Below are 19,785 nucleotides of genomic sequence, written 5' to 3' on the forward strand. Positions count from 1 at the left end.
ATGGATGTAGGTAAGGGGCGAGAGCATGGAGCGGAAGCTTTGCAGCATTTTGACTTAATCCATTAGGCCTTCAATGCTGCGCCTCGATTAAAAAGCATTTAGTTAGAACAAAATTTGTATATCAAACGTCAACAGACCCTAGGTTTTGGCGCAACTTTCCGCTAGGCTATACCTATCATCAATCAGTCTGTTCTTGTTTAATGAATACTCAAGAGTTACTCAGCCACAGAGAAAACTACTGGCCAGAGTTTTATAATCAAATTATCGCGCCATTTTGGGCACAACATTGCCAACACGCCTGCTTTAAAACCCAAGATAGCATTAACCTACGTTATGCATTAATTGAACAAGAGCAAAGCAAAGGCTTAGTTATTTTATTGCCCGGACGGGTCGAAACTTACCTAAAATATCAGGAAGTTATTTACGATTTATATCAGGCAGGTTTTAGTATTTTTACTTTAGATCATCGTGGCCAAGGTATGTCATCACGTATGTTAGCTAATCCAGAAAAAGGATATGTCAAAAGCTTTGATGATTATGCCGATGATTTACAGCTTATTTTAGAAGCCAATAAGCTACTTGAAAAATACCCAAAAGTGCATTGCTTGGCACACTCAATGGGCGGCGCAATTGCACTAAACTGGATAGATTTATATCAACCTAAATTACAGTCACTGCTATTATGCGCACCTATGCTGGGCATAAATGCCGGACCTCTTAGCCAAAAAGCCGCGTACTATGTAGCTAAATTCACCTATTTGGTTAATTCCATTTTTTGCACAGAGCCAGCCTTTTTTATTGGTCAGCATGCTTACTTTAAACAAAAGTTTGCTAATAATTTATTATGTAATAGTCAGGCAAGGTTTAATTTTGCGCATAGCCTACAATCTCAACATAAATTAGGTGGTGTCACAACTAAGTGGCTTGAACAAGCATTAATTGTAATTAATAAAGCGCCCAAAATAGCCCAAAAGCTAAGCTATCCCACTTTATTATTGCAGGCCGAAAATGAATTGGTTGTTAGTAAAAAATCACAAGATCTTTGGGTAAAATCAGCCCAAGTAGCGGGTGTAAACTGCACGAAACAAGTTATCCCACAAGCCAAACACGAGATATTGATGGAGTCAGATGCAATCCGCCAACCAGCAATGCACAGCATTATTCAGTTTTTATCTAATGTGGACTGATTCAGACTAAGCCGCTCCATTAGCTTGGCTGTAGTGCCTGATGAGTAGCCTGACGCGCCCGATACAAACCATAAATCGTATTTAAGTTAACACAAATCACAAAGGTTTCGAGCAAAATACCGCCGAATGAACCCACAATAATATTGTTTAATAACCAACAGCATGAGCCAGATAATAGCGCCAATCGCATATTAATACCGGTTAAACAAAACAGTCCAAAAGTTCCGCAACAAGCGCCAGCAACCGCAAGCCAGTCGTACCAATAAACAGCCCACTGTGAACTCAACGCAAGCAAAGCGACAATAAATATCGCGGCAATCCAAGGTGATTTTGTTTTCATTGATGCGCCGGTTCTGAGCGCACTTAAACCAGCTGAAATGGCAGAAGTTGCAGCACCAATTAATAAAAAGTGAATACTGTGGTTAATATTCATCACCAGCATCAACTGTTTTAAACGTTTATCGTCTTTTTGCATAAAACATAATAATCCCAATGCAAAACTGACAAAACCTAAAAGCTGACCAATGAGCATAATATCCATACTGGAATTAACCTCTGCTAGTGAAAAAAAGTAAAGAAAAAAGCAATTGAATTACTGAACAGTAATTAAGCGTTATTATCTTAACTAAACAACCCAAATGCTATCGGTAGCATTAAAAATAATCAAAAAGAATTTAGTAACTAACCAATTGAATACTATAAACTTTAAGATGATAAATTAAGGTTAAAATTAAGATCTAATTTATTATTAAAAGTGTTTAATTTTCATCAACTGTCTCGTCTGAATTATTAATCAGCCTAAAGATAAATTTTGACCTCTTTCTGGTAGCTGGGTAAACTATTCTTCTGGTTGCTAGCAATAAAGTGGCAACTGACTTATCTAAGTTAAAATTGAAAAATTAGGGAAATGACATGGCACAGCCCAAAGCGACCGCAAAGCAGCAAGAAGTTCAGCGCATCATGGATACAATATCCAAAGCGGTTGCCCAACACAGGTTAAAACCCGGGCAAAGATTAGTTGAAGCACAAATTGTAGAGTCGCTTAATGCTAACCGAAACCATGTACAAACCGCATTACAACGGCTTGCCCTACGTAAAATTGTTAATATAGAACCAAACAAAGGCGCAGCCGTTGCTAAACCCAGCGCTCAAGAAGCCAAAGAAATATTTGCAACCCGCAGAGTGATAGAACGAGGTGTGGTTGAAAGTATTACACCTCAAATTATCGCCAAAAATAAAAAACGCATTGATGCCAGAATGAAAGCCGAGCGCAAAGCAACCAGTGGCAACGACAGGCGAGCAATTGTACATGAGTTAAGTGAATTTCACCGAATGTTATCCGAGATCTGCCAAAACTCAGTGTTGCATGATATTTTTGAAAACTTGATGGTGAGAAGCTCATTAATTGTCGCCTTGTATCAACGTAATGATGTACCGTCCTGCGCTTCAGACGAACACCAGCAAGTATTAAATGCTCTCGAACAAGGGGATACTCTAAAAGCAGTTGCTGTTATGCTTGAACATTTAGATGAGCTGGAAGCCCAGTTGGTATTAGATGAACCCGAAGATGAAGATTTAGATTTAAATCAGATTTTTGAAGGGCTTTAACTAGACTATTACACCAATAACATAAGGACACTCATGAATAGGTGTCCTTATTTATCCTTAATTTATTAAGATTTTATAAAATCAGGCTCTCAATAATTGTGCTTCAGTGCGCTCAAAGGTTTTTATACCTCGCTTAAATCCACAAACAGGTGATTTAATTTCAGCAATCACTTGCTCCGGTGTCTGAGCATTTAAAACAATAAAATCAGCATCGCAACCCGGTGACAAGCCATATTGATTCAGCCGGAGTAACTTTGCAGATTGAGTCGATACCCAACTTAAACATTTTATTAGTTCATCAGTTGTAGCAAGCTGTTGAATATTCGCATATAAATTTGCCTGCCGGATTAAAGATGCGTCGCCATAAGGGGTAAAAGGATTACCTAAATTATTGGTTGAAATTGAACAAGTCACCCCTTGTTTATCTAAAGGTAATAAAGGGGCTACACCTCTTGGTTTATTATATTCAGCTTCACGCCCCATTAAAAACATATCCGTGCTGGGCAGACTGGTTACGTTTACGCCGCTTTTGGCAAGCGCCACAGCAAGCTGTTGCAATTTTTCAGTTGGTAAACACGAGAGTTTGGTCGCATGGCCAACCGTTACCCTATGCTGCCATGCAAACTCGGTTGCACATTGCATAACCTGAGTTAATAACATTTCATTTGGATTTAAATCAAAATCCAAATGAAAATCTAAATCCAGATCAAACTCTGTTGCCAGCTCAAATAAACGAATAATTTGCTGTTCGGGTTTCGAATCTGTATATGGGCAGCCGCCTAAACTATCAGCGCCTTTATTAATCGCCTCAATTAATAAAGCTTCTGTACCCGGGTTATTAAACATCCCCTCTTGTGGAAATACACAAATTTCTAGGGTGATTGCCCAAGCATAATCCTGCTTTAATTTTAAAATCGCCTCAAAGCCAGTTAAACCAATTACAGGATCAATCTCAACATGAGTTCGCATATAGGTTGTGCCTTGTTTGATCGCCTTTTCAATCACTTCAGCACCACGCTGATACACATCCTGATAGGTAAATTCAGCTTTAGCTTTAGAGGTTTGTTCAATGGCTTCGGCTAATGTGCCTTTACTTAACTGGCAACGGCTTAAAATACAGGCTTTATCCAAATGAATATGAGTTTCAATTAATCCGGGTATAACTAATTGGCCTTGTAAATCAATAATTTCAGCAAGTTGCTCTGCGGTTTCAAACCGCTCAACAAATTTGCCGTTTTCAACAAACAAATCACGGATAATAGATGGGTTGGCTGCAATTTTAGCATTTTTAATAATTAATCGACTCATGCAGTAGCCCCCAAATAAGCGGCTTCTAATTCAGGATCAGCTTGTAATTGCGCTGCACTACCTTGTTTTACAATATCACCGGTTTCTAATACATACGCACGATCAGCCACCTGCAATGCCAAATTCGCCATTTGGTCGACTAATAATATGGTCACGCCTTCATCCCGCAAAGCGGCTAGCGCATCATATAACTCACCAATCATTGCAGGTGCTAGCCCAAGTGATGGTTCATCTAACAATAAAATACTTGGCTTAGCCATTAAACCTCGGCCAACCGCAACCATTTGCTGCTCACCACCAGACAATAATCCAGCCTGACTATCAATCCTATCGCGCAATCTTGGAAAGCGATTTAAAATAGCTTCAATTTCTGCATCTGCATCAAATTTATCCGTACGGGAATATCCGCCCAACAACAAATTATCACGTACCGACAGCTCACCAAATAACTGACGCCCTTCTGGCACAAGCGCAAGCCCAAGTTTGGCAATATCACTCGCGGTTAGCGTTTCAATGCTTTGATTACTTAGGACAATTTCACCTTTTGAGGCTTTATGTAAACCCGCCAATGCATTTAAAATACTGCTTTTACCGGCGCCATTTGCGCCTAAAATAGCCACCAGCTCACCCGGATTAACCACAAACTCAACCCCATTTAAAACAGGTGCAGCGCCATAATCTAAGGTTAGGTTTTTCACAAATAAAGTGGCATCTCGGCTGCCTTGCCAAGGCGTATCTCTTGGTGTTGCTTGATAATCCGTTCCGCCTAAATACGCGGCAATTACCTCTGGTGTATTACGTACAATCTCAGGTGCACCTAAAGCAATTGGTTTACCGGCATCTAATACCAAAATTTTATCTGATACCGCCATCACCAATGGCATATCATGCTCAACCAAAATAACAGCAATGCCAAAGCGGGCAATGGTTTTTAACAACTCGGCCATTTTGTCTGTATCTTGTCTGCTCAAACCGGCTGCGGGTTCATCTAACAATAAAACCCAAGGGCGAGTGGCCAATGCGCGGGCAATTTCAACTAACCGGCGATCAACATGAGGCAACTGCTCAGCTTTGGTATTCACCGACCCTTGATAACCGACCAGAGCTAATAAGTTCATCGCCAAATCAATATTTTGTTTATCTTTGGCAAATAATGGGTTGCCTATTTCACCATTTTGCATTGCGGTTAATAAGTTTTCTAATACCGACATTTCCCCAAATAACTGAGTGGTTTGGTAAGTTCTGGCAATGCCAGAGCGGGCAATTTGCCACGCATTTTTGTTTTGCAAAGCTTCGGTTAATTCAATACTGCCCGAGTCCGGCGTATAAAACCCACTGATCATATTTAATACTGTGGTTTTACCTGCCCCATTAGGCCCAATAATACTGGTTACCTGCCCTAACTCAGCCTCAAAGCTCACGTTTTGTGCTGCTTGCACGCCACCAAACCGAATCCCTATTTTATCAACTTTAAGCGCAGACAAATCGCCTTGAGCACGGTCATAAAATTTAGCTAATAAATGGCGGTTAACCGATTTTGGTGGCATCACCTTAGCTACTTTGTTAAAACGGCTTTGTATTGCCCCTAAAATACCTTTTGGTGCAACCCATAAAATAGCTAATAGTAATACGGCAAAAATTAATAACCTGTACTCAGCTAAAGGCGATAACACCTCCGGCATTAACACGACAATGACAGCCCCCAATACCGGGCCAAATAAAGTAGCAGTACCACCAATAATCACAGTTAAAACAAATAAAATAGACTGAAAAAACGGAAAAGTGCTTGGGCTAATAAACATCATTAACGGAGGAATAACCGCACCAGCTAAACCCGTTAATAATGCAGATAACGAAAAAGCTAATGTTTTGGTTTGTACCGGATTAAAACCAAGAGATTTTGCAGCAATCTCAGACGCTTTGACCGCCCGAATCGCTTTACCCCAGCCACTTGAATGTAGCAAATGATAAAAAACTAAACTGCCAGCTAATAAAGCGGTGGATAATAAAGCCAATATCACTTCTGCATCCATAGATTCGCTTTGTGGCATAGGAATACCCATTAAACCATTTGCACCGCCAGTTAAATCTTTCCACTCCATTAAACCGTGATGAACAACAAACGCAAATGCGATGGTGATCATCGCCAAATAAGGACCACTAACTCTAATGGCCGGAATGGCTAATAACGCACCTATAACAGCACAAATTAACCCCGCTAAAACAAGTGAAAGACTCAGCGGAATACCGGCCATTAATAATAGTGCAGAGGCATAAGCGCCAATCGCATAAAATGCAATATGTCCAAACGACATTTGCCCGCTTAGTCCCATTAAAATATTTAAGCCAACCCCAACAATTGCACTACTGGCACATAAAGTAAACACTAACAATGAATAACTATCTAACGCGAACGACAATACACAACCGAGTAATGCGATAGCACTAATAACTGAATAAACTAAAGAATTATTTCGCATTTTACACCTTCACTAAAGTTGCTTTATCAAATAGTCCATTAGGTTTAATTGCCAATGCAACAATCACTAATGCAAACGTAATGATCTGGGTAAAAGCCGAGCCAAAATAAACAGTGACTAACGCCTCGGTTAATCCAAATAACAAACCTGCCATAAATACACCACTGGCACTGGCGATCCCACCTAAAATAGCAACCGCAAAAGCTTTTAAACCAAATAAAGTTCCCATGTCTGAATGCACACTAAATAAAGGCGCAATTAACATACCGGCAATACAAGCTAAAACGGCAGAAATGGCATAAGCAGCGGCCACCACCTTAACAACGGGGATCCCCATTAACCGGGCCGAAGCAGGGTTTTGCACACTCGCCTGCAATACTTTACCCAAACGGGTATATTTGCGAATTAAAACCAAAGCAATGGCAATAGCAAAACCAACAACCGGTATAATTAATTGCTGGGCATAAACACCACTACCTAAAAAATCTAAATTTTGAGTAGCCAGTTCAGAGGTAAACTGACGCGGCTCTTTGCCAAATGTGAATAACACAATATTATCAACCAAAATGCCACCAGCTACTGTTGCCATTAGCCAAGCATCTGAGCCTTTTTCATGAAAAGGTCTTACTAAAAAACGTTCAATCAACAAGCCATATCCGGCACATAACAAAATACTAATTAATGCGGCGACAAACCAAGGTAAACCTAAAGTAATAGAAAAAGTATAAGCAAGTACGGCGCCTAACATCATTGCACTGCCCTGTGCAAAGTTAACAGTTTTAGAAACGGTATAAGTAATTTGAAACCCTAGCGCCAGCAGAGCATACATACTACCCAAACCTAAACCCGTAATGATTGCTGCGGTAATCATAATGAAAACTCCTGGGCAAGCCTACACTGGCTTGCTAAGATTAAAGCTAAGTGTTTAACAATAAAAATTTAGGGCATTAAAATACCGGATTTAAAATCCGGTATTTCGCCAATTCAATTAATGTTTGATAGGCACAATTTTATGGTCAACAAAATGGGTAAATACATAATCATCCGGACCTAACGCATCGTGTTCATCTTTAGTAAACGGGAATTGATAGGTTTTAATTAACCCTTCGTAATTATCAATTTGATAAAAAGCATCGCGTACCTTTTGACCTTTAGTTGAACCTGCTTTTGCAATTGCTAATGCAGTTAAATGCATTGCATCGTAAGCATTTGAAATACCCACAGCTGGAGTCACATCTGCAATTGTTTTAATTTCAGGATATTTCTTTTTCAGTGCTTGCCATACTTTTTCACCTTTAGCTGAGTTTTCATCAGTAAAAGTATAAGTTTGCACAAAATGAACTTTTGATGCGTTTGCGCCTGCTAACTCACCAAAACGGCCACCGGCTGGTCCCCAATGCGATAAAATTGGCACATCCCAACCCATACGATCTAAAGATTTAACCACTTGAGCTGAAGGTGCTACATTGGCAACCATCAATAAAACATCCGTTCCCTGATTTTTTAAACGGGTTAACTGAGGCACCACATCCAAATCACTTGCTTCTATCCGTTCTATTCCGGTATAAGCCATATCACGTTTTTCTAGCGCCTTTTTAAAACCGACTTCATTTGATTCACCCCAAGGGTTATTAATTAAAATCATGCCCGGCTTTTTCATATCATAATGTTTAATCCCGTATTTAACTAAAGCCTCATCAACCAGCTCATCTACAGCAGATACTCTAAAAACATAATTATCTTTAGCGCCATTACGCGTAATAGGTGTACCGGCTGCCCAAGCACCAACAAACGGAACCTTTAACGAGTTAACTAAAGGGACAATAGCTAAAGATACCGGAGTATCTAACCCCCCAAATAAAGCCGCGACCTTTTCTTTTTGAATTAACTCACGCGCAGCCAATAAGCCTTTTGACGGGTTACTTTCATCGTCGCGGCGAATAAGTTCAAGCGGGCGACCTAACACTCCACCATTTTCGTTTATTTCATCAATTGCGATAGATAAGCCACGGGTAATAGCTTCACCAGATTTAGCAGATTGTCCAGATAACGCAGCCACTAAACCTATTTTAATTGGCTCTGCCGCAAAGCCACTAAAGCTCGCTAACCCTAAAGTAACTGCGGCTGCAACAGCCTGAAATTTTTTAGATTTTGATTTTAGATAGTTCAGCATAGGATTCTCCATTTGCTAGCAATAAAATTAAATACTGTTAGCCTAGTTAAGCAACTATAATGCCATGCTCACTAGGCGGTAAATATACGTAAAACAACTTATGTCATCTTTCAGAAAGATGAAGAAAGGTATCTAGACTTAAAAATGCCATTTAACCAATAAGCCTGGGTTACGTTCATTCATATCTTTAATCCCAAATTTGTTGGTCCAATAAGCGTATTCAATACCTACATATAACTGACTTTTTGAAAGGCCTAATAAGGGGCTCACATTCCATTTAATCTGTGAGGTAAAATTCAGTTCAGACTCACGGCCTTGTGATGAAGTTGAGTAGTCTAAAAAACCATCCCATAAAAATTGCTGACCGCCGATTTCGGCCGGCAATCCCCAAGTGAAAGTGATTTGCTCATCATTCTCCCACTTTTCATTATTTGCTTGGTATAGGTTTACATTAAAGTATTGAAATCCCGGTACATTTAAACCAACACCAACACCATATAAAAAGTTATCAAAACTATCACCACCTTCCCAAGTTGAGGCTAAATATACATCCTTGATTGGTCCTGCACTTAACTCCGAGCCGGTTAAATAAGACAAACTTAAACGAGGTGCTAACTCAAAATAATTACTTACTGTACCGTCTTCAAACATTAAATGATCTGTAAAAAAGAAGTTATCGCCCCAGTTATGACCACTGGCATGCTCTACGGTTAACACCTCTCGGCTTTCATCTCCAACTTTATAATTATCCGCTTGAATATAACTTAAACGGAAACTACTCCATTTCATTTCAGCTTGCGCATTAGCTGTAAATAAAAGAGCGCTCCCTAACACTGCGGCTAAATATTTGATCTTCATTTTTTGTCTCCAAACTCTGTTTATTGATTATTCATTATTTTTTATGCTCAGCAGCACAGTTTGGAATCCGCCGTTGCATCCCGAATGCGTCGATACTGAAGTCAAACGTATTGCCAGCAAATAAATAAGCCTTGGGAGAAACTTAAATAAATTGCTAGCAACACACATTTTTATGCTAGCATTTGTTGTGCCATTTTTTAGTTTATTAATTTTTTGGCATGCTTTAAGCAGGTTGAATTGAAAACTATTAAGCAAATAGTTTAAGCATCCAAACCAAAAATAAATTAAATACACCTAAGCTGAAATAGCTTTACTCATCCAAATTTATTAGGAGATCTCATGAGTAATATGAAAAATGCAGTACAAATAGTGAGTGATTTTTTAGAAGCATCAATGAAGCCAGACCCTGTATTAGCTGCCACTTTTATGAGTGATGATGTGAAAATTACGTTTACCGGCAAAAGAGTGATGGAAAATGCCAGTGTGATTACTCAGTTTAATGCCGGACGCTATACATGGGTAAAAAAAGCAATAGAGTCATACGACTGCGCAGAAAAAGAAGACAGAGTTGTGGTTTATTCTAATGGTACATTATATGGCGAATGGCCTGATGGCCGCAGTTTTTCAGGTAACCGTTACTTAGATAGATTTGAAGTTAAAGACGGCAAAATTATCAAAATGGACGTTTGGAATGACAGCGCTGAATGGATTTTAGCTCCGGAAATCAATCAAGCTTAATACAGCACCCAACTCTAAGCTGCTTACAGCCACAGATATAATTTGAGAAAGGCTTTATTTTAAATAATAAAGCCTTTTTTATTTAACCTTGCACAAAAAAATAGCTAGCAATATTCAAAGGGATATATTTTAACAATGCGATCACTCGCTCCATCTTAGTGAATTTGCATCATAATAAAACCCCAAAACAGTGCTAGCCTTATTGCTAGCAAAAAAGATAAGTGAAAAGTTATACCGACTTATTATTCGATCCGCTTTTATTCACTACAGCCAACCAACCACTGCATTAGATTACAGCTAAATCGCTATCTAAACGAGTTAACTCAACTCAGGATAAAAAACTGGAACAATTAATGCTTTATTTGCTAGCAATTATAAATAAAGGTATTAACTATGAAATCAGTATTTAAAAAAATCGCATTAAGTTTATTGGTTAGCTCTAGCTTTGTGGCTCAGGCACAAACATTAGTAAAAATGCATCATGATATGTCAGTAGACAGTGCTCAGCACGATGGTGCTTTATTATTTAAAGAGCTGGTTGAGAAAAACAGTCAAAATCAAATAAAGGTAGATATTTATCCTAATAATGCGCTAGGTAACGACGTTGAAGTTGCGCAACAAATGCAATTTGGTGCCGTTCATGCAGCGCCAATCCCCACCGCAAAATTAAGTGGATTTAATCCAACCCTACAATTTGTTGATTTGCCTTTTTTATTTCCTAACCGTGAAGTCGCGTATCAATTTATGGATGGTGAAGTGGGTCAAGAAATTTTAGCCGGTTTACGAAAATCGGGTTTTGAACCCGCTATGTTTTGGGAAAGTGGATTTAAACAATTTACTTGTAACCATGCCGTAAAATCACCGGCGGATTTTGCTGGCCGAAAAGTTAGGGTGATGGAAAGCCCAATGTTAATTGCTCAATTTAAAGCAATGGATGCACGCCCAATTCCAATTTCGTTTACTGAAACTTATACCTCGCTGCAACAAGGCGTTGTTGAGTGTCAGGAAAACCCATTAGTTTCAATTACCAATATGAAGTTTTATGAAGTGCAGGATTACCTGATGCTGTCCAACCATGGTTATTTAGGCACAGCTTTTATTTTCAGCAAAATGTGGTTTGACGGTTTACCAAAAGCGCAACAACAAATATTAAAGCAAGCCGCGGTTGAAGCTGGTCACTACCAAAGGGTTCAATCAGAAAAACGTGAGCAAGCTTATTTACAAACAATTTCTAACGCAGGCGGAACAGATATTATTGAATTAACGGCCAGTCAAATGGCTGAATTTAAACAATCGATGGAACCTGTATACGAAAAATTTGGCAAACAACTCGGACAAAAAATGATGGATAAAGTATTGGCCGAAGTTGATCAGTTAAATGCTAAATAACCCCATGCTTAAATTGATTTATAAAAGTTTGGCAAAACTGGAAGATTTTTTGCTGGCTGTGCTGATGATCAGTTCAGCCAGCATGATAGTCATTCAAATTATAGCCCGCAGCCTGTTTGATTACTCTTTTGTTTGGGCCGAAGAGTTTGTGCGTTATGCCATTATCTGGATGGTTTTCATTGGCTCAGGGGTGGCGGTAAGAACCCAGCGACATATCAGTATTGATGTGATTAAAAATATTTTACCGCTAAAGCTAGCCTGTGCAGTTAATATTTTGCTGTTACTGATGAGTATGGCGGCAGCCGGTTTATTGCTTATTTATGGTAAAGATTTAGTGGTTACTATGCAAAAGTTTGGGCAGCTTTCTCCAGCATTAGAAGCCCCTATGTATTGGTTTTATTTATCAATTCCTATTAGTGGCGGTTTAATGTTTATCCATTTAGCAGTGCATTTATTAGCTCAAACTAAAGCCCTATTAACTGGCCAAATAAAGCCACAACCAAGCGAGGTTAATCATGCTATTTAGTTTTTTTAGTGGTTTAGCGGCTTTATTATCGATTGGTGTGCCCATTTTTGTTGCTTTAATTTTGGCGGTTTTTATCGGCTTTGAAATTCAAGGTAGCACCTCACCTATGCTGGTAATCCAGCGAATGTTTTCAGGTATAGATAGCTTTCCATTAATGGCGATCCCGCTGTTTATTTTTGCTGGCAATATAATGACTCAGGGCGGTTTATCTGAGCGTATTTTGAATCTGGCAAAATTATTAGTTGGCACTATGCGTGGTGGCTTATCAATGACCGCAGTATCTGGCTCTATGTTTTTTGGTGCCATTTCAGGTTCAAGCCCTGCAACCGTAGTTTCTATGGGAAAACTCTTATTGCCGTCAATGCAAAAAGAAGGCTACAGCAAATCTTTTAGTGTCGGTTTATTAATGGCATCCGGTGCGCTAGGAATTATTATTCCACCCAGCATTTTTATGATTGTTTATGGCGCAATCGCAGGTGTTTCAATTGGTGCTTTATTTATGGCTGGTATTGGTGCAGGTTTAGTTTATGGCGGGGTGTTATTGGCTTATTGTTATTACCGTGCCTGTAAAGAAAACTTACCCAGCCAACCTTTACCTCCCGCCAAAGAGATTTTTGCTGCGTTTAAAAAAGCATCGTGGGGATTAGCCATTCCGGTCATTATTCTTGGTGGTATTTATGGGGGGATTTTCACGCCAACTGAATCGGCTGCCATTGCTGTTATTTATGCCGCGATTGTTGGTTTATTTATTTATAAAGAAATCAGCTTAAAAGATTTATGGCATCAAGCAATAGACAGTGCCATTGTTGCCACTCAAGTTATGATTATTTTGGCTGCGGCTTCGGCTTTTTCATGGTTTTTAACTACCGCAGGGTTAAGCCAGCAAATCGCTCAATCACTGCAACTTATCAGCGACAATCCAATTATGCTGTTACTGGTGATTAATATTTTAATTTTAGTGGCGGGGATGTTTTTAGACCCTAACTCAATAATCATCATTATAGTGCCTATTTTAATTGGAATTGCACAAGCAGCGGGCATAGATCCAATCCATTTAGGCGTTATTTTATGTGTTAATGCTGCCATCGGCATGTTTACCCCACCTTTTGGCATGAACTTATTTGTAGCCAGCAGTTTAGACAAAGTTAGCTACGCAGATGCAATTAAAGGCTCTTTGCCGCTAGTTGCTTTGGCGTTAATTGCATTAGTGATTGTTAATGCTTTTCCTGCGATCAGCCTTTGGTTGCCATCTGTCTTGTTATAGAAAGTTAAAAGTGAATACAGAGTAAATGGTTTCAGCAAGTTAAAGCCAGCGCAATGACAAAAAATCGTTATCAATTTATACAACTGGCTTTAATATTGCTTCAAAACCAAACCAATCGGTCAGGATTTTATTAAGCGGAGATTTAATGACTCAATTTGCGACACCCGATTTATTTGATGATAACCGCGACACAGTACGTGTCGCCAGTTCTGGTTTGCATCATTTTGGTGGAAATAAAAAATTCAGCGGACAAGCCGTTACCGTTAACTGCCCGTTAGATAATTCAACTGCAGTTGAAATGCTAAAACAAAATGGTGCAGGTAAAGTTTTAATTATTAATGGTTTTGCAACTAAACAATTTGCATTTTTAGGCGACCAAATGGCTGACAATGCGGTTAAAAACGGCTGGCAAGGCATTATTGTGAACGCCTGTGTACGCGATATTGAAATTTTACGCACCATGCCTTTAGGTGTGATGGCGCTAGGTTGTGTCCCGGCCAGTACCATTAAAAAAGGGGTTGGTGAAACCAATATTAGCATTTCAATGTTAGATACTGTGATTCATCCAAATGACTGGATTTATGCCGATGAAAATGGCGTTATTATTAGCACACAAGCGTTATTATAGCCTGAGCTAGTTCAGTTAATTAACCTCAATTCAAGTTAATGAATATACAAAGCGAAAACAATAAAGAGAATCAGAATATGAAATCTACTGATTTAACCGGCATTTTCTGTGAGCATGGGCCTAAAAACTGGCAAGTTCAAGCCAGTGGACCATTGGCGGGAAAAACACTCGCCGTAAAAGATTTATTTCAGTTAAAAGGTTATAAAAATACCGCAGGCAACCCTGATTGGTTTGCAAGCCATGAGATAGCGGATACCAGCTCAGCTTCACTTGAAAAGCTAATGCAAGCCGGCTGCGTTTTTACCGGCTTTACCCATTCCGATGAAATAGCCTACAGTTTAGAGGGCAATAATATTCATTATGGCGCTGCACAAAACCCTAAATTAGCAGGCCATGCATGTGGTGGGTCATCTATGGGCAGTGCAGCCGCCGTAGCAGCTAATTTAGCCGAAATAGGTTTAGGCACAGACACTGGTGGCTCGGTACGAATTCCAGCCAGCTATTGTGGTTTATATGGGATCAGAACAACCCATAATGCAATTTCACGAGCGGGTTTAATTGGCCTTGCAGATGAGTTTGATACGGTCGGTTGGTTTTGCAAAGATGCGACTTTATTAAAAACAGTTGGTGAAGTTTTACTACCCGCCAAACCTGTACAAAAAGTTGAAACCCTATTGGTTTGTGACGCTTTATTTGACTTGGTTGAAGCAGAATTTAAACCGTATTTAGAGGCAAACTTAAATCAGCTAAAAGCTCAATTTAAACAAATTAAGTCACTTGAATTGCCTGCTGAGTTATTAGCTAAACTGCCGGATAGTTTCAGAGTTTTACAAGGCAGAGCGATTGCACGCGAGCACAAAGATTGGATTGAAAGCGCTCAACCGACATTTGCACCAGCCATTGCATCCAGATTTGAAATGGCGTTAAAACTCACCGAAACAGAAGAAGACCAAGCCCGTTTAGTTCAACAACAACTGCAACAATTAATCGCCGAACAATTAGACGAAACCAGTTGTTTATATATGCCAACCACCCCAACTGCGGCCCCAAAAATAGGGGTAGATGTGAGTGACTTACGTATGCAAATTATTAATTTAAGCGCCATTGCCGGACTCACGACTAGTTGCCAGATTCATTTACCATTAAATGTCAGCCAGCCGACTTTAAATGGCCAAAAACTCCCTTATGGGTTTTCATTAATGATGGCAAAAGGGCAAGATTTAAGTTTGCTGAGTTTGGTTGAGCATATCAGCCAAACCTTAAATTGGGAGCAGTATTAATGGCAGCAAAACAGGATATCGCCTTTACCGCGCCACACTGGGCAGCAACAGAAGCCGGAATTGAAATTTTAGAAGCTGGCGGCAGCGCAGTTGAAGCCATGGTTGCAGCGGCGGCAGTGATTGCTGTGGTTTATCCGCACATGAACTCAATTGCCGGTGATGGCTTTTGGATAATCGATAATGCTGGCAGTGATAAACCCGTTGCCATTGATGCCTGTGGCAGAAGCGCGGCCAATATTGATGCTTTTTTAAAATTACCCGAAATTCCAGCTCGCGGTGGCCAAGCTGCGCTCACTCAGGCCGGTACGATTAGCGGCTGGCAAGCAGCATTAAAACAAGATAAATCAGCAAGTTTGCCGCTCAGCCAAATTTTAGCCCGAGCAATTGACTGGGCACAAAACGGCTTTGAGGTAAGCAATAGCTTGTACCATGCGGCACTCAAATTATCAAAAGTGCCGGAGCGAAATCAGGCATTTAAAGCGTTATACGAAAGCCGTGGTAATATTCTTCAGCCTAAACAAACGTTTAAAAACCCTAAACTGGCAGAAACGTTTCAATATTTGGCAAAACATGGCTTAAATGCGTTTTATCAAGGTGAGCTAGCACAAAGTTTTGCAGAAGATTTACAGGCTGCTGGTAGCCCATTAACAGCAAAAGATTTAGCCAATACCCAAGCGAATTTAGTTGAGCCTTTAATTGCTCAACTTGAACACCATCAATTATTTAATTTACCCGCGCCCACTCAAGGTATTCATTCGCTCCAAATTTTAGCTATAGTCGATAAACTTAAAGCTCAATTAAATAACGAAGCTGACTGGTTACATGCCATTGTTGAAGCAAGTAAACAAAGCTTTAATTTACGCGATCAAATTTGGGCAGATCCCAACCAGCTTAATCAAACTTATTTTAATGCCCTGTCTGATAGGCTCATCACCAAGTTAAGTCAAAATATTGATTTAGCTCAGGCAAAAAATTGGCCTTTTAATGCTGACCCCGGTGATACCATTTGGATGGGTGCAAAAGATAAAAACGGCCAAATGGTGAGTTTTATTCAAAGCATTTATTGGGAGTTTGGTAGCGGAGTTGCGATGCGCGATGGAGGTTTTGTCTGGAATAACCGTGGAGTGAGCTTTAGTTTAGATAAAACTCATATCAACTATTTAGCCCCAAACAAAAAACCGGCGCATACGCTTAACCCAGCCTTTGCTAAATTCTCCGATGGCCGGCGCATGGTATATGGTACTATGGGCGGTGAAGGCCAACCTCAAACTCAGGCTACCATTTTCAGCCGTTATGCATGGCGAAACTTTGAACTGGCAGATGCAATTGCTAAAGATCGCTGGTTATTAGGTCGAACTTGGGGTGATACCAGTACAAATTTAAAAGTGGAAGCTCATTTAGCTGCCGAAATTGCAGACGAGTTAAATCTCAGAAATCATGACTGGCAGAAAGTGGCAACCAATAATGAAATGATGGGACACGCGGGTGCGATTGTCGCATTTGAACATGCTGAAAATTCAATTGCCGCAACCGATCCCAGAAGTGATGGTCTGGCGATTGTTAGATAAAAATCAGCATCAATAAAGTAATTTATAGGTTGGGCATCAGCCAAAAAAGCTTGTTGTTAAATTAAAATGAGCTTGTCGGCATCAATGCCGACCTACAAATAGAATAAAACTTAATTAGGAAACAGTAGTGAACGAACTTTTACAGTCTTGGCCAATTTTAGTCGCTTTGGTCGTAACCGGAATATTTGCAGGCTTGTTAGCTGGTTTATTTGGTGTCGGTGGCGGCATAGTCATAGTGCCAGTGCTTTATTTTTTATTACAAAGTTTTGGGGTAAGCCCAGAATCAGCAATGATAATTGCAACTGCTACTTCGCTGGCAACAATAGTACCAACCTCAATTTCATCAATTAAAGCGCATCATAAAAAAGGCAATATAGACATTGGCTTATTAAAATATTGGGCTGGTTTTATTTTAGTTTTTGCCGTATTAGGCAGTTTATTGGCACATAATGTAAAAGGTGGTGTATTAACCTTAATGTTTGCGGTAATTGCGTTATTAGTCGCCTTAAACATGCTATTTCGCGCTGGTGCTGAAGCCCCATTTAAACAATTACCGGGCAAGTTTGGTCAATCAATTATGGCAAGTTTAGTCGGCGGTTTATCTGTGATGATAGGCATAGGCGGCGGCACAATTGGCGTACCATTATTAACCTCATTTAATGTGAAAGCACATAAAGCTGTGGGTACAGCAGCCGTATTTGGTTTTTTAATTGCACTGCCGGGTGTATTAACTTTATTAACCATTGGCAGCACACCTGCGGATGCACCTTTTGGCACTTTAGGCTTAATTAATTTACCTGCGTTTTTATTAATTATTCCGCTAACTATATTTTTTGCCCCCATTGGCGCATCACTTGGCGCTAAACTAAACCCCAAACAGTTAAAACGTGCGTTTGCAGTGGTTTTAGTTATCACCAGCTTACGTATGTTATATCAGGTGCTTGCGGGCTGATAAGACAATAAAAATAAAGCAGCAACCTTGATTAGCTGCTTTATTTAGTATCACTTAAAAAGATAATAAAAAATTAAGGTTACTCATAACTTTCCACCCTGTTTCGTCCATTCTCTTTGGCTCTGTAGAGAGCTAAGTCAGCTTGCTGGATAAGTTCTTCAGGATGTATATTTTGCTCTGAATATACAATGCCAATACTGGTTGTTGCATTTAACTTTTGACCATTCTCTAACTCAAGTTCTGACTCAGCAAAAGACTGACGGATTCGATCTGCGATAATACAAGCAGTTGTTTTATCTTGGCCTATTAAGATAACCGCAAACTCCTCTCCACCAATTCGGGCAATTACATCATCAGAGCGGACTTTACTACGACATATTTGATAAAAATGTTTCAGCATTGCATCACCAGATGGGTGACCATATTGATCATTAATTGATTTAAAATGATCCAAATCGCTTAATAATAGCGCGATTGAGTTTGTAGGTTTATCCGTAAACTTTTGATTTAACGACTCCATAAAAGCATGTCGATTAAATGCACCGGTTAAAGAATCGTGATTAGCTGCGTATGCTAACTTACTAATTTCTTGTCGCTTTATTTGCATAAAACTTGAAATAATAATAGGAACCAAAGAAATAACAGCAACACTAAATCGAAGAGCCATTAACTCACCCCAAGTTGAAAGTGTTAATGGCAAGGTAATATAACCAAAAGAAACTGCACTAAAAGTCCATAAGCAAAAAAATAAAGTCAGCAATGCGGTTGTGAAAATACGGTAGCTTAAAGCACACCAAAGCAAGCCTAAAACTGGGATGGCAACCATACCGGGGCCATCAATTAGTACAACTAATAAACATAAAAAGAGCACACTCAAAGCCGGAGCCATAAGAGTTAGAAAAGATATATCACCCGCTTTTTTAAGATTGAACGTTTTAAAACTTTTAGGAAAAGCCAGAATAAAAGGTAAAAAGGCAATGTAATGAACTAACTCACTAACAAACCAGAATATCCAACCATCACTAACGGCACCATTAAACAAATATGGATAAATGAACATGCCGCAAATACCAGCGGCGGCCGAGCTAACTAAAGCCACAATGATTAAATTTAAAATACTTCTTGTTTTTAAAAGTGAGTCAAAGTTATCTAAGTATTTTCGGGTAAAGATGATCCCACTACAAACACTAACTAAGTTACCAGTGGTTAGTAACAAGGTTTTTTCTAAGGTGCTACCTGTCATCATATCTGCGATAACAAACCCAATAAAAGCAAAACATAAGTGCAGCGGTGTTTGTGTTGACGGAAACCTGAGAAAAATACCTAATAAAATAGCGTTAGCTGGCCATAAATTAGCAAGTAAATCGAGTGGACGGGTATAAATTCCAATTAGTGCAGCAACCAAAACAACTAGCCCTACAATAAGCGGTTTTTGTAGCCACAGAGCATTGAACCCGGAAAATAGTGAACCGGGCTTATTTTTAAATAACAACAATTAACTATTTCCTAAACCGTAGGCATTTACCTAAATAAAAGCGCGATATTCTAATAGAAACGAACCCAAAATGCGCATAAATTAAACTCATTATAGAGTTATATCGCATGTTTAGTTTAGATTTTATCTAGGGTCTGTTGACGTTTGATGTACAAATTTTGTTCTAACTAAATGCTTTTTAATCGAGGCGCAGCATTGAAGGCCTAATGGGTTAAGTCAAAATGCTGCGCCTCGATTAAAAAGCATTTAGAACGAACCTAAAAGGCAGCGTTTGTTTGGCATTTCTTCTGCGTTATAGCTCATTTGTGTAGCTCACTACACGTCAATCGCT

At 39.4% G+C, this 19,785-nt stretch carries 17 protein-coding genes; 10 read left to right on the top strand and 7 right to left on the bottom strand.

Annotated features, from left to right (window positions below; genetic code table 11):
• Positions 1-200: 200 nt before the first annotated feature.
• The gene (locus N7931_RS17385) at positions 201-1,187 is read left to right on the top strand and encodes an alpha/beta fold hydrolase (RefSeq protein ID WP_262795617.1); all 987 of its coding nucleotides are present in this window, start codon (positions 201-203) and stop codon (positions 1,185-1,187) included.
• Between the two features lie 19 nt (positions 1,188-1,206).
• Here the strand turns inward: N7931_RS17385 and N7931_RS17390 are convergent, their stop codons facing one another.
• Positions 1,207-1,728 (bottom strand): YgjV family protein, encoded by a 522-nt coding sequence (locus N7931_RS17390; protein ID WP_262795618.1) that lies wholly within the window; start codon positions 1,726-1,728, stop codon positions 1,207-1,209.
• A gap of 371 nt (positions 1,729-2,099) precedes the next feature.
• On the opposite strand from N7931_RS17390, the gene N7931_RS17395 reads away from it, so the two are divergent.
• Positions 2,100-2,795, top strand: coding sequence for a GntR family transcriptional regulator (locus N7931_RS17395; protein WP_262795619.1), 696 nt, complete (start codon positions 2,100-2,102; stop codon positions 2,793-2,795).
• A gap of 81 nt (positions 2,796-2,876) precedes the next feature.
• On the opposite strand, the gene N7931_RS17400 is transcribed toward N7931_RS17395, so the two are convergent.
• The 5 genes from N7931_RS17400 to N7931_RS17420 all read right to left on the bottom strand — a co-directional run bounded on the left by N7931_RS17400 (position 2,877) and on the right by N7931_RS17420 (position 9,614).
• Complete coding sequence (locus tag N7931_RS17400; RefSeq protein ID WP_262795620.1) at positions 2,877-4,103, bottom strand: amidohydrolase family protein; 1,227 nt, start codon at positions 4,101-4,103, stop codon at positions 2,877-2,879.
• The gene (locus N7931_RS17405; RefSeq protein ID WP_262795621.1) at positions 4,100-6,583 is read right to left on the bottom strand and encodes a branched-chain amino acid ABC transporter ATP-binding protein/permease; all 2,484 of its coding nucleotides are present in this window, start codon (positions 6,581-6,583) and stop codon (positions 4,100-4,102) included. The genes N7931_RS17400 and N7931_RS17405 overlap by 4 nt, the downstream gene beginning before the upstream one ends.
• Position 6,584: 1 nt before the next feature.
• Positions 6,585-7,454 (bottom strand): branched-chain amino acid ABC transporter permease, encoded by an 870-nt coding sequence (locus tag N7931_RS17410; RefSeq protein WP_262795622.1) that lies wholly within the window; start codon positions 7,452-7,454, stop codon positions 6,585-6,587.
• A gap of 117 nt (positions 7,455-7,571) precedes the next feature.
• Positions 7,572-8,756 (bottom strand): ABC transporter substrate-binding protein, encoded by a 1,185-nt coding sequence (locus N7931_RS17415; RefSeq protein WP_262795623.1) that lies wholly within the window; start codon positions 8,754-8,756, stop codon positions 7,572-7,574.
• Between the two features lie 138 nt (positions 8,757-8,894).
• Positions 8,895-9,614, bottom strand: coding sequence for an outer membrane protein OmpK (locus N7931_RS17420; RefSeq protein ID WP_262795624.1), 720 nt, complete (start codon positions 9,612-9,614; stop codon positions 8,895-8,897).
• 339 nt (positions 9,615-9,953) lie between these two features.
• Here N7931_RS17420 and N7931_RS17425 point away from each other — a divergent pair, with 339 nt between their 5' ends.
• The 8 genes from N7931_RS17425 (at position 9,954) to N7931_RS17460 (ending at position 17,959) form a co-directional block, all read left to right on the top strand.
• Positions 9,954-10,352 carry a nuclear transport factor 2 family protein gene (locus tag N7931_RS17425; protein ID WP_262795625.1) on the top strand — a complete coding sequence of 133 codons (399 nt, stop codon included), beginning with the start codon at positions 9,954-9,956 and terminating at the stop codon, positions 10,350-10,352.
• 393 nt (positions 10,353-10,745) lie between these two features.
• Positions 10,746-11,741: a TRAP transporter substrate-binding protein gene (locus N7931_RS17430; RefSeq protein ID WP_262795626.1), complete on the top strand. Its 996-nt coding sequence runs from the start codon at positions 10,746-10,748 to the stop codon at positions 11,739-11,741.
• Positions 11,742-11,745: 4 nt separating this feature from the next.
• On the top strand, positions 11,746-12,267 hold the full coding sequence (locus tag N7931_RS17435; RefSeq protein ID WP_262795627.1) for a TRAP transporter small permease: 522 nt from the start codon (positions 11,746-11,748) through the stop codon (positions 12,265-12,267).
• The gene (locus tag N7931_RS17440; RefSeq protein ID WP_262795628.1) at positions 12,257-13,531 is read left to right on the top strand and encodes a TRAP transporter large permease; all 1,275 of its coding nucleotides are present in this window, start codon (positions 12,257-12,259) and stop codon (positions 13,529-13,531) included. The genes N7931_RS17435 and N7931_RS17440 overlap by 11 nt, the downstream gene beginning before the upstream one ends.
• A 145-nt stretch (positions 13,532-13,676) precedes the next feature.
• Positions 13,677-14,159 carry a putative 4-hydroxy-4-methyl-2-oxoglutarate aldolase gene (locus N7931_RS17445; RefSeq protein ID WP_262795629.1) on the top strand — a complete coding sequence of 161 codons (483 nt, stop codon included), beginning with the start codon at positions 13,677-13,679 and terminating at the stop codon, positions 14,157-14,159.
• 77 nt (positions 14,160-14,236) lie between these two features.
• Entirely contained in the window at positions 14,237-15,439 is a 1,203-nt protein-coding gene (locus N7931_RS17450; protein WP_262795630.1) for an amidase family protein, read from the top strand.
• Entirely contained in the window at positions 15,439-17,007 is a 1,569-nt protein-coding gene (locus tag N7931_RS17455) for a gamma-glutamyltransferase family protein (RefSeq protein ID WP_262795631.1), read from the top strand. The genes N7931_RS17450 and N7931_RS17455 overlap by 1 nt, the downstream gene beginning before the upstream one ends.
• Positions 17,008-17,134: 127 nt before the next feature.
• Positions 17,135-17,959 (top strand): sulfite exporter TauE/SafE family protein, encoded by an 825-nt coding sequence (locus N7931_RS17460; protein ID WP_262795632.1) that lies wholly within the window; start codon positions 17,135-17,137, stop codon positions 17,957-17,959.
• A gap of 79 nt (positions 17,960-18,038) precedes the next feature.
• On the opposite strand, the gene N7931_RS17465 is transcribed toward N7931_RS17460, so the two are convergent.
• Positions 18,039-19,364, bottom strand: coding sequence for a sensor domain-containing diguanylate cyclase (locus tag N7931_RS17465; RefSeq protein WP_262795633.1), 1,326 nt, complete (start codon positions 19,362-19,364; stop codon positions 18,039-18,041).
• Positions 19,365-19,785: the final 421 nt, after the last annotated feature.

It is taken from the genome of Catenovulum sp. 2E275 (assembly GCF_025515275.1).
Classification (GTDB): Bacteria; Pseudomonadota; Gammaproteobacteria; order Enterobacterales; family Alteromonadaceae; genus Catenovulum.

Bases quoted from the DNA above. Each gene is read 5' to 3' on its own strand.
- N7931_RS17385 (WP_262795617.1), top strand. From the start codon at position 201: ATGAATACTCAAGAGTTACTCAGCCACAGAGAAAACTACTGGCCAGAG.
- N7931_RS17390 (WP_262795618.1), bottom strand. From the start codon at position 1,728: ATGGATATTATGCTCATTGGTCAGCTTTTAGGTTTTGTCAGTTTTGCA.
- N7931_RS17395 (WP_262795619.1), top strand. From the start codon at position 2,100: ATGGCACAGCCCAAAGCGACCGCAAAGCAGCAAGAAGTTCAGCGCATC.
- N7931_RS17400 (WP_262795620.1), bottom strand. From the start codon at position 4,103: ATGAGTCGATTAATTATTAAAAATGCTAAAATTGCAGCCAACCCATCT.
- N7931_RS17405 (WP_262795621.1), bottom strand. From the start codon at position 6,583: ATGCGAAATAATTCTTTAGTTTATTCAGTTATTAGTGCTATCGCATTA.
- N7931_RS17410 (WP_262795622.1), bottom strand. From the start codon at position 7,454: ATGATTACCGCAGCAATCATTACGGGTTTAGGTTTGGGTAGTATGTAT.
- N7931_RS17415 (WP_262795623.1), bottom strand. From the start codon at position 8,756: ATGCTGAACTATCTAAAATCAAAATCTAAAAAATTTCAGGCTGTTGCA.
- N7931_RS17420 (WP_262795624.1), bottom strand. From the start codon at position 9,614: ATGAAGATCAAATATTTAGCCGCAGTGTTAGGGAGCGCTCTTTTATTT.
- N7931_RS17425 (WP_262795625.1), top strand. From the start codon at position 9,954: ATGAGTAATATGAAAAATGCAGTACAAATAGTGAGTGATTTTTTAGAA.
- N7931_RS17430 (WP_262795626.1), top strand. From the start codon at position 10,746: ATGAAATCAGTATTTAAAAAAATCGCATTAAGTTTATTGGTTAGCTCT.
- N7931_RS17435 (WP_262795627.1), top strand. From the start codon at position 11,746: ATGCTTAAATTGATTTATAAAAGTTTGGCAAAACTGGAAGATTTTTTG.
- N7931_RS17440 (WP_262795628.1), top strand. From the start codon at position 12,257: ATGCTATTTAGTTTTTTTAGTGGTTTAGCGGCTTTATTATCGATTGGT.
- N7931_RS17445 (WP_262795629.1), top strand. From the start codon at position 13,677: ATGACTCAATTTGCGACACCCGATTTATTTGATGATAACCGCGACACA.
- N7931_RS17450 (WP_262795630.1), top strand. From the start codon at position 14,237: ATGAAATCTACTGATTTAACCGGCATTTTCTGTGAGCATGGGCCTAAA.
- N7931_RS17455 (WP_262795631.1), top strand. From the start codon at position 15,439: ATGGCAGCAAAACAGGATATCGCCTTTACCGCGCCACACTGGGCAGCA.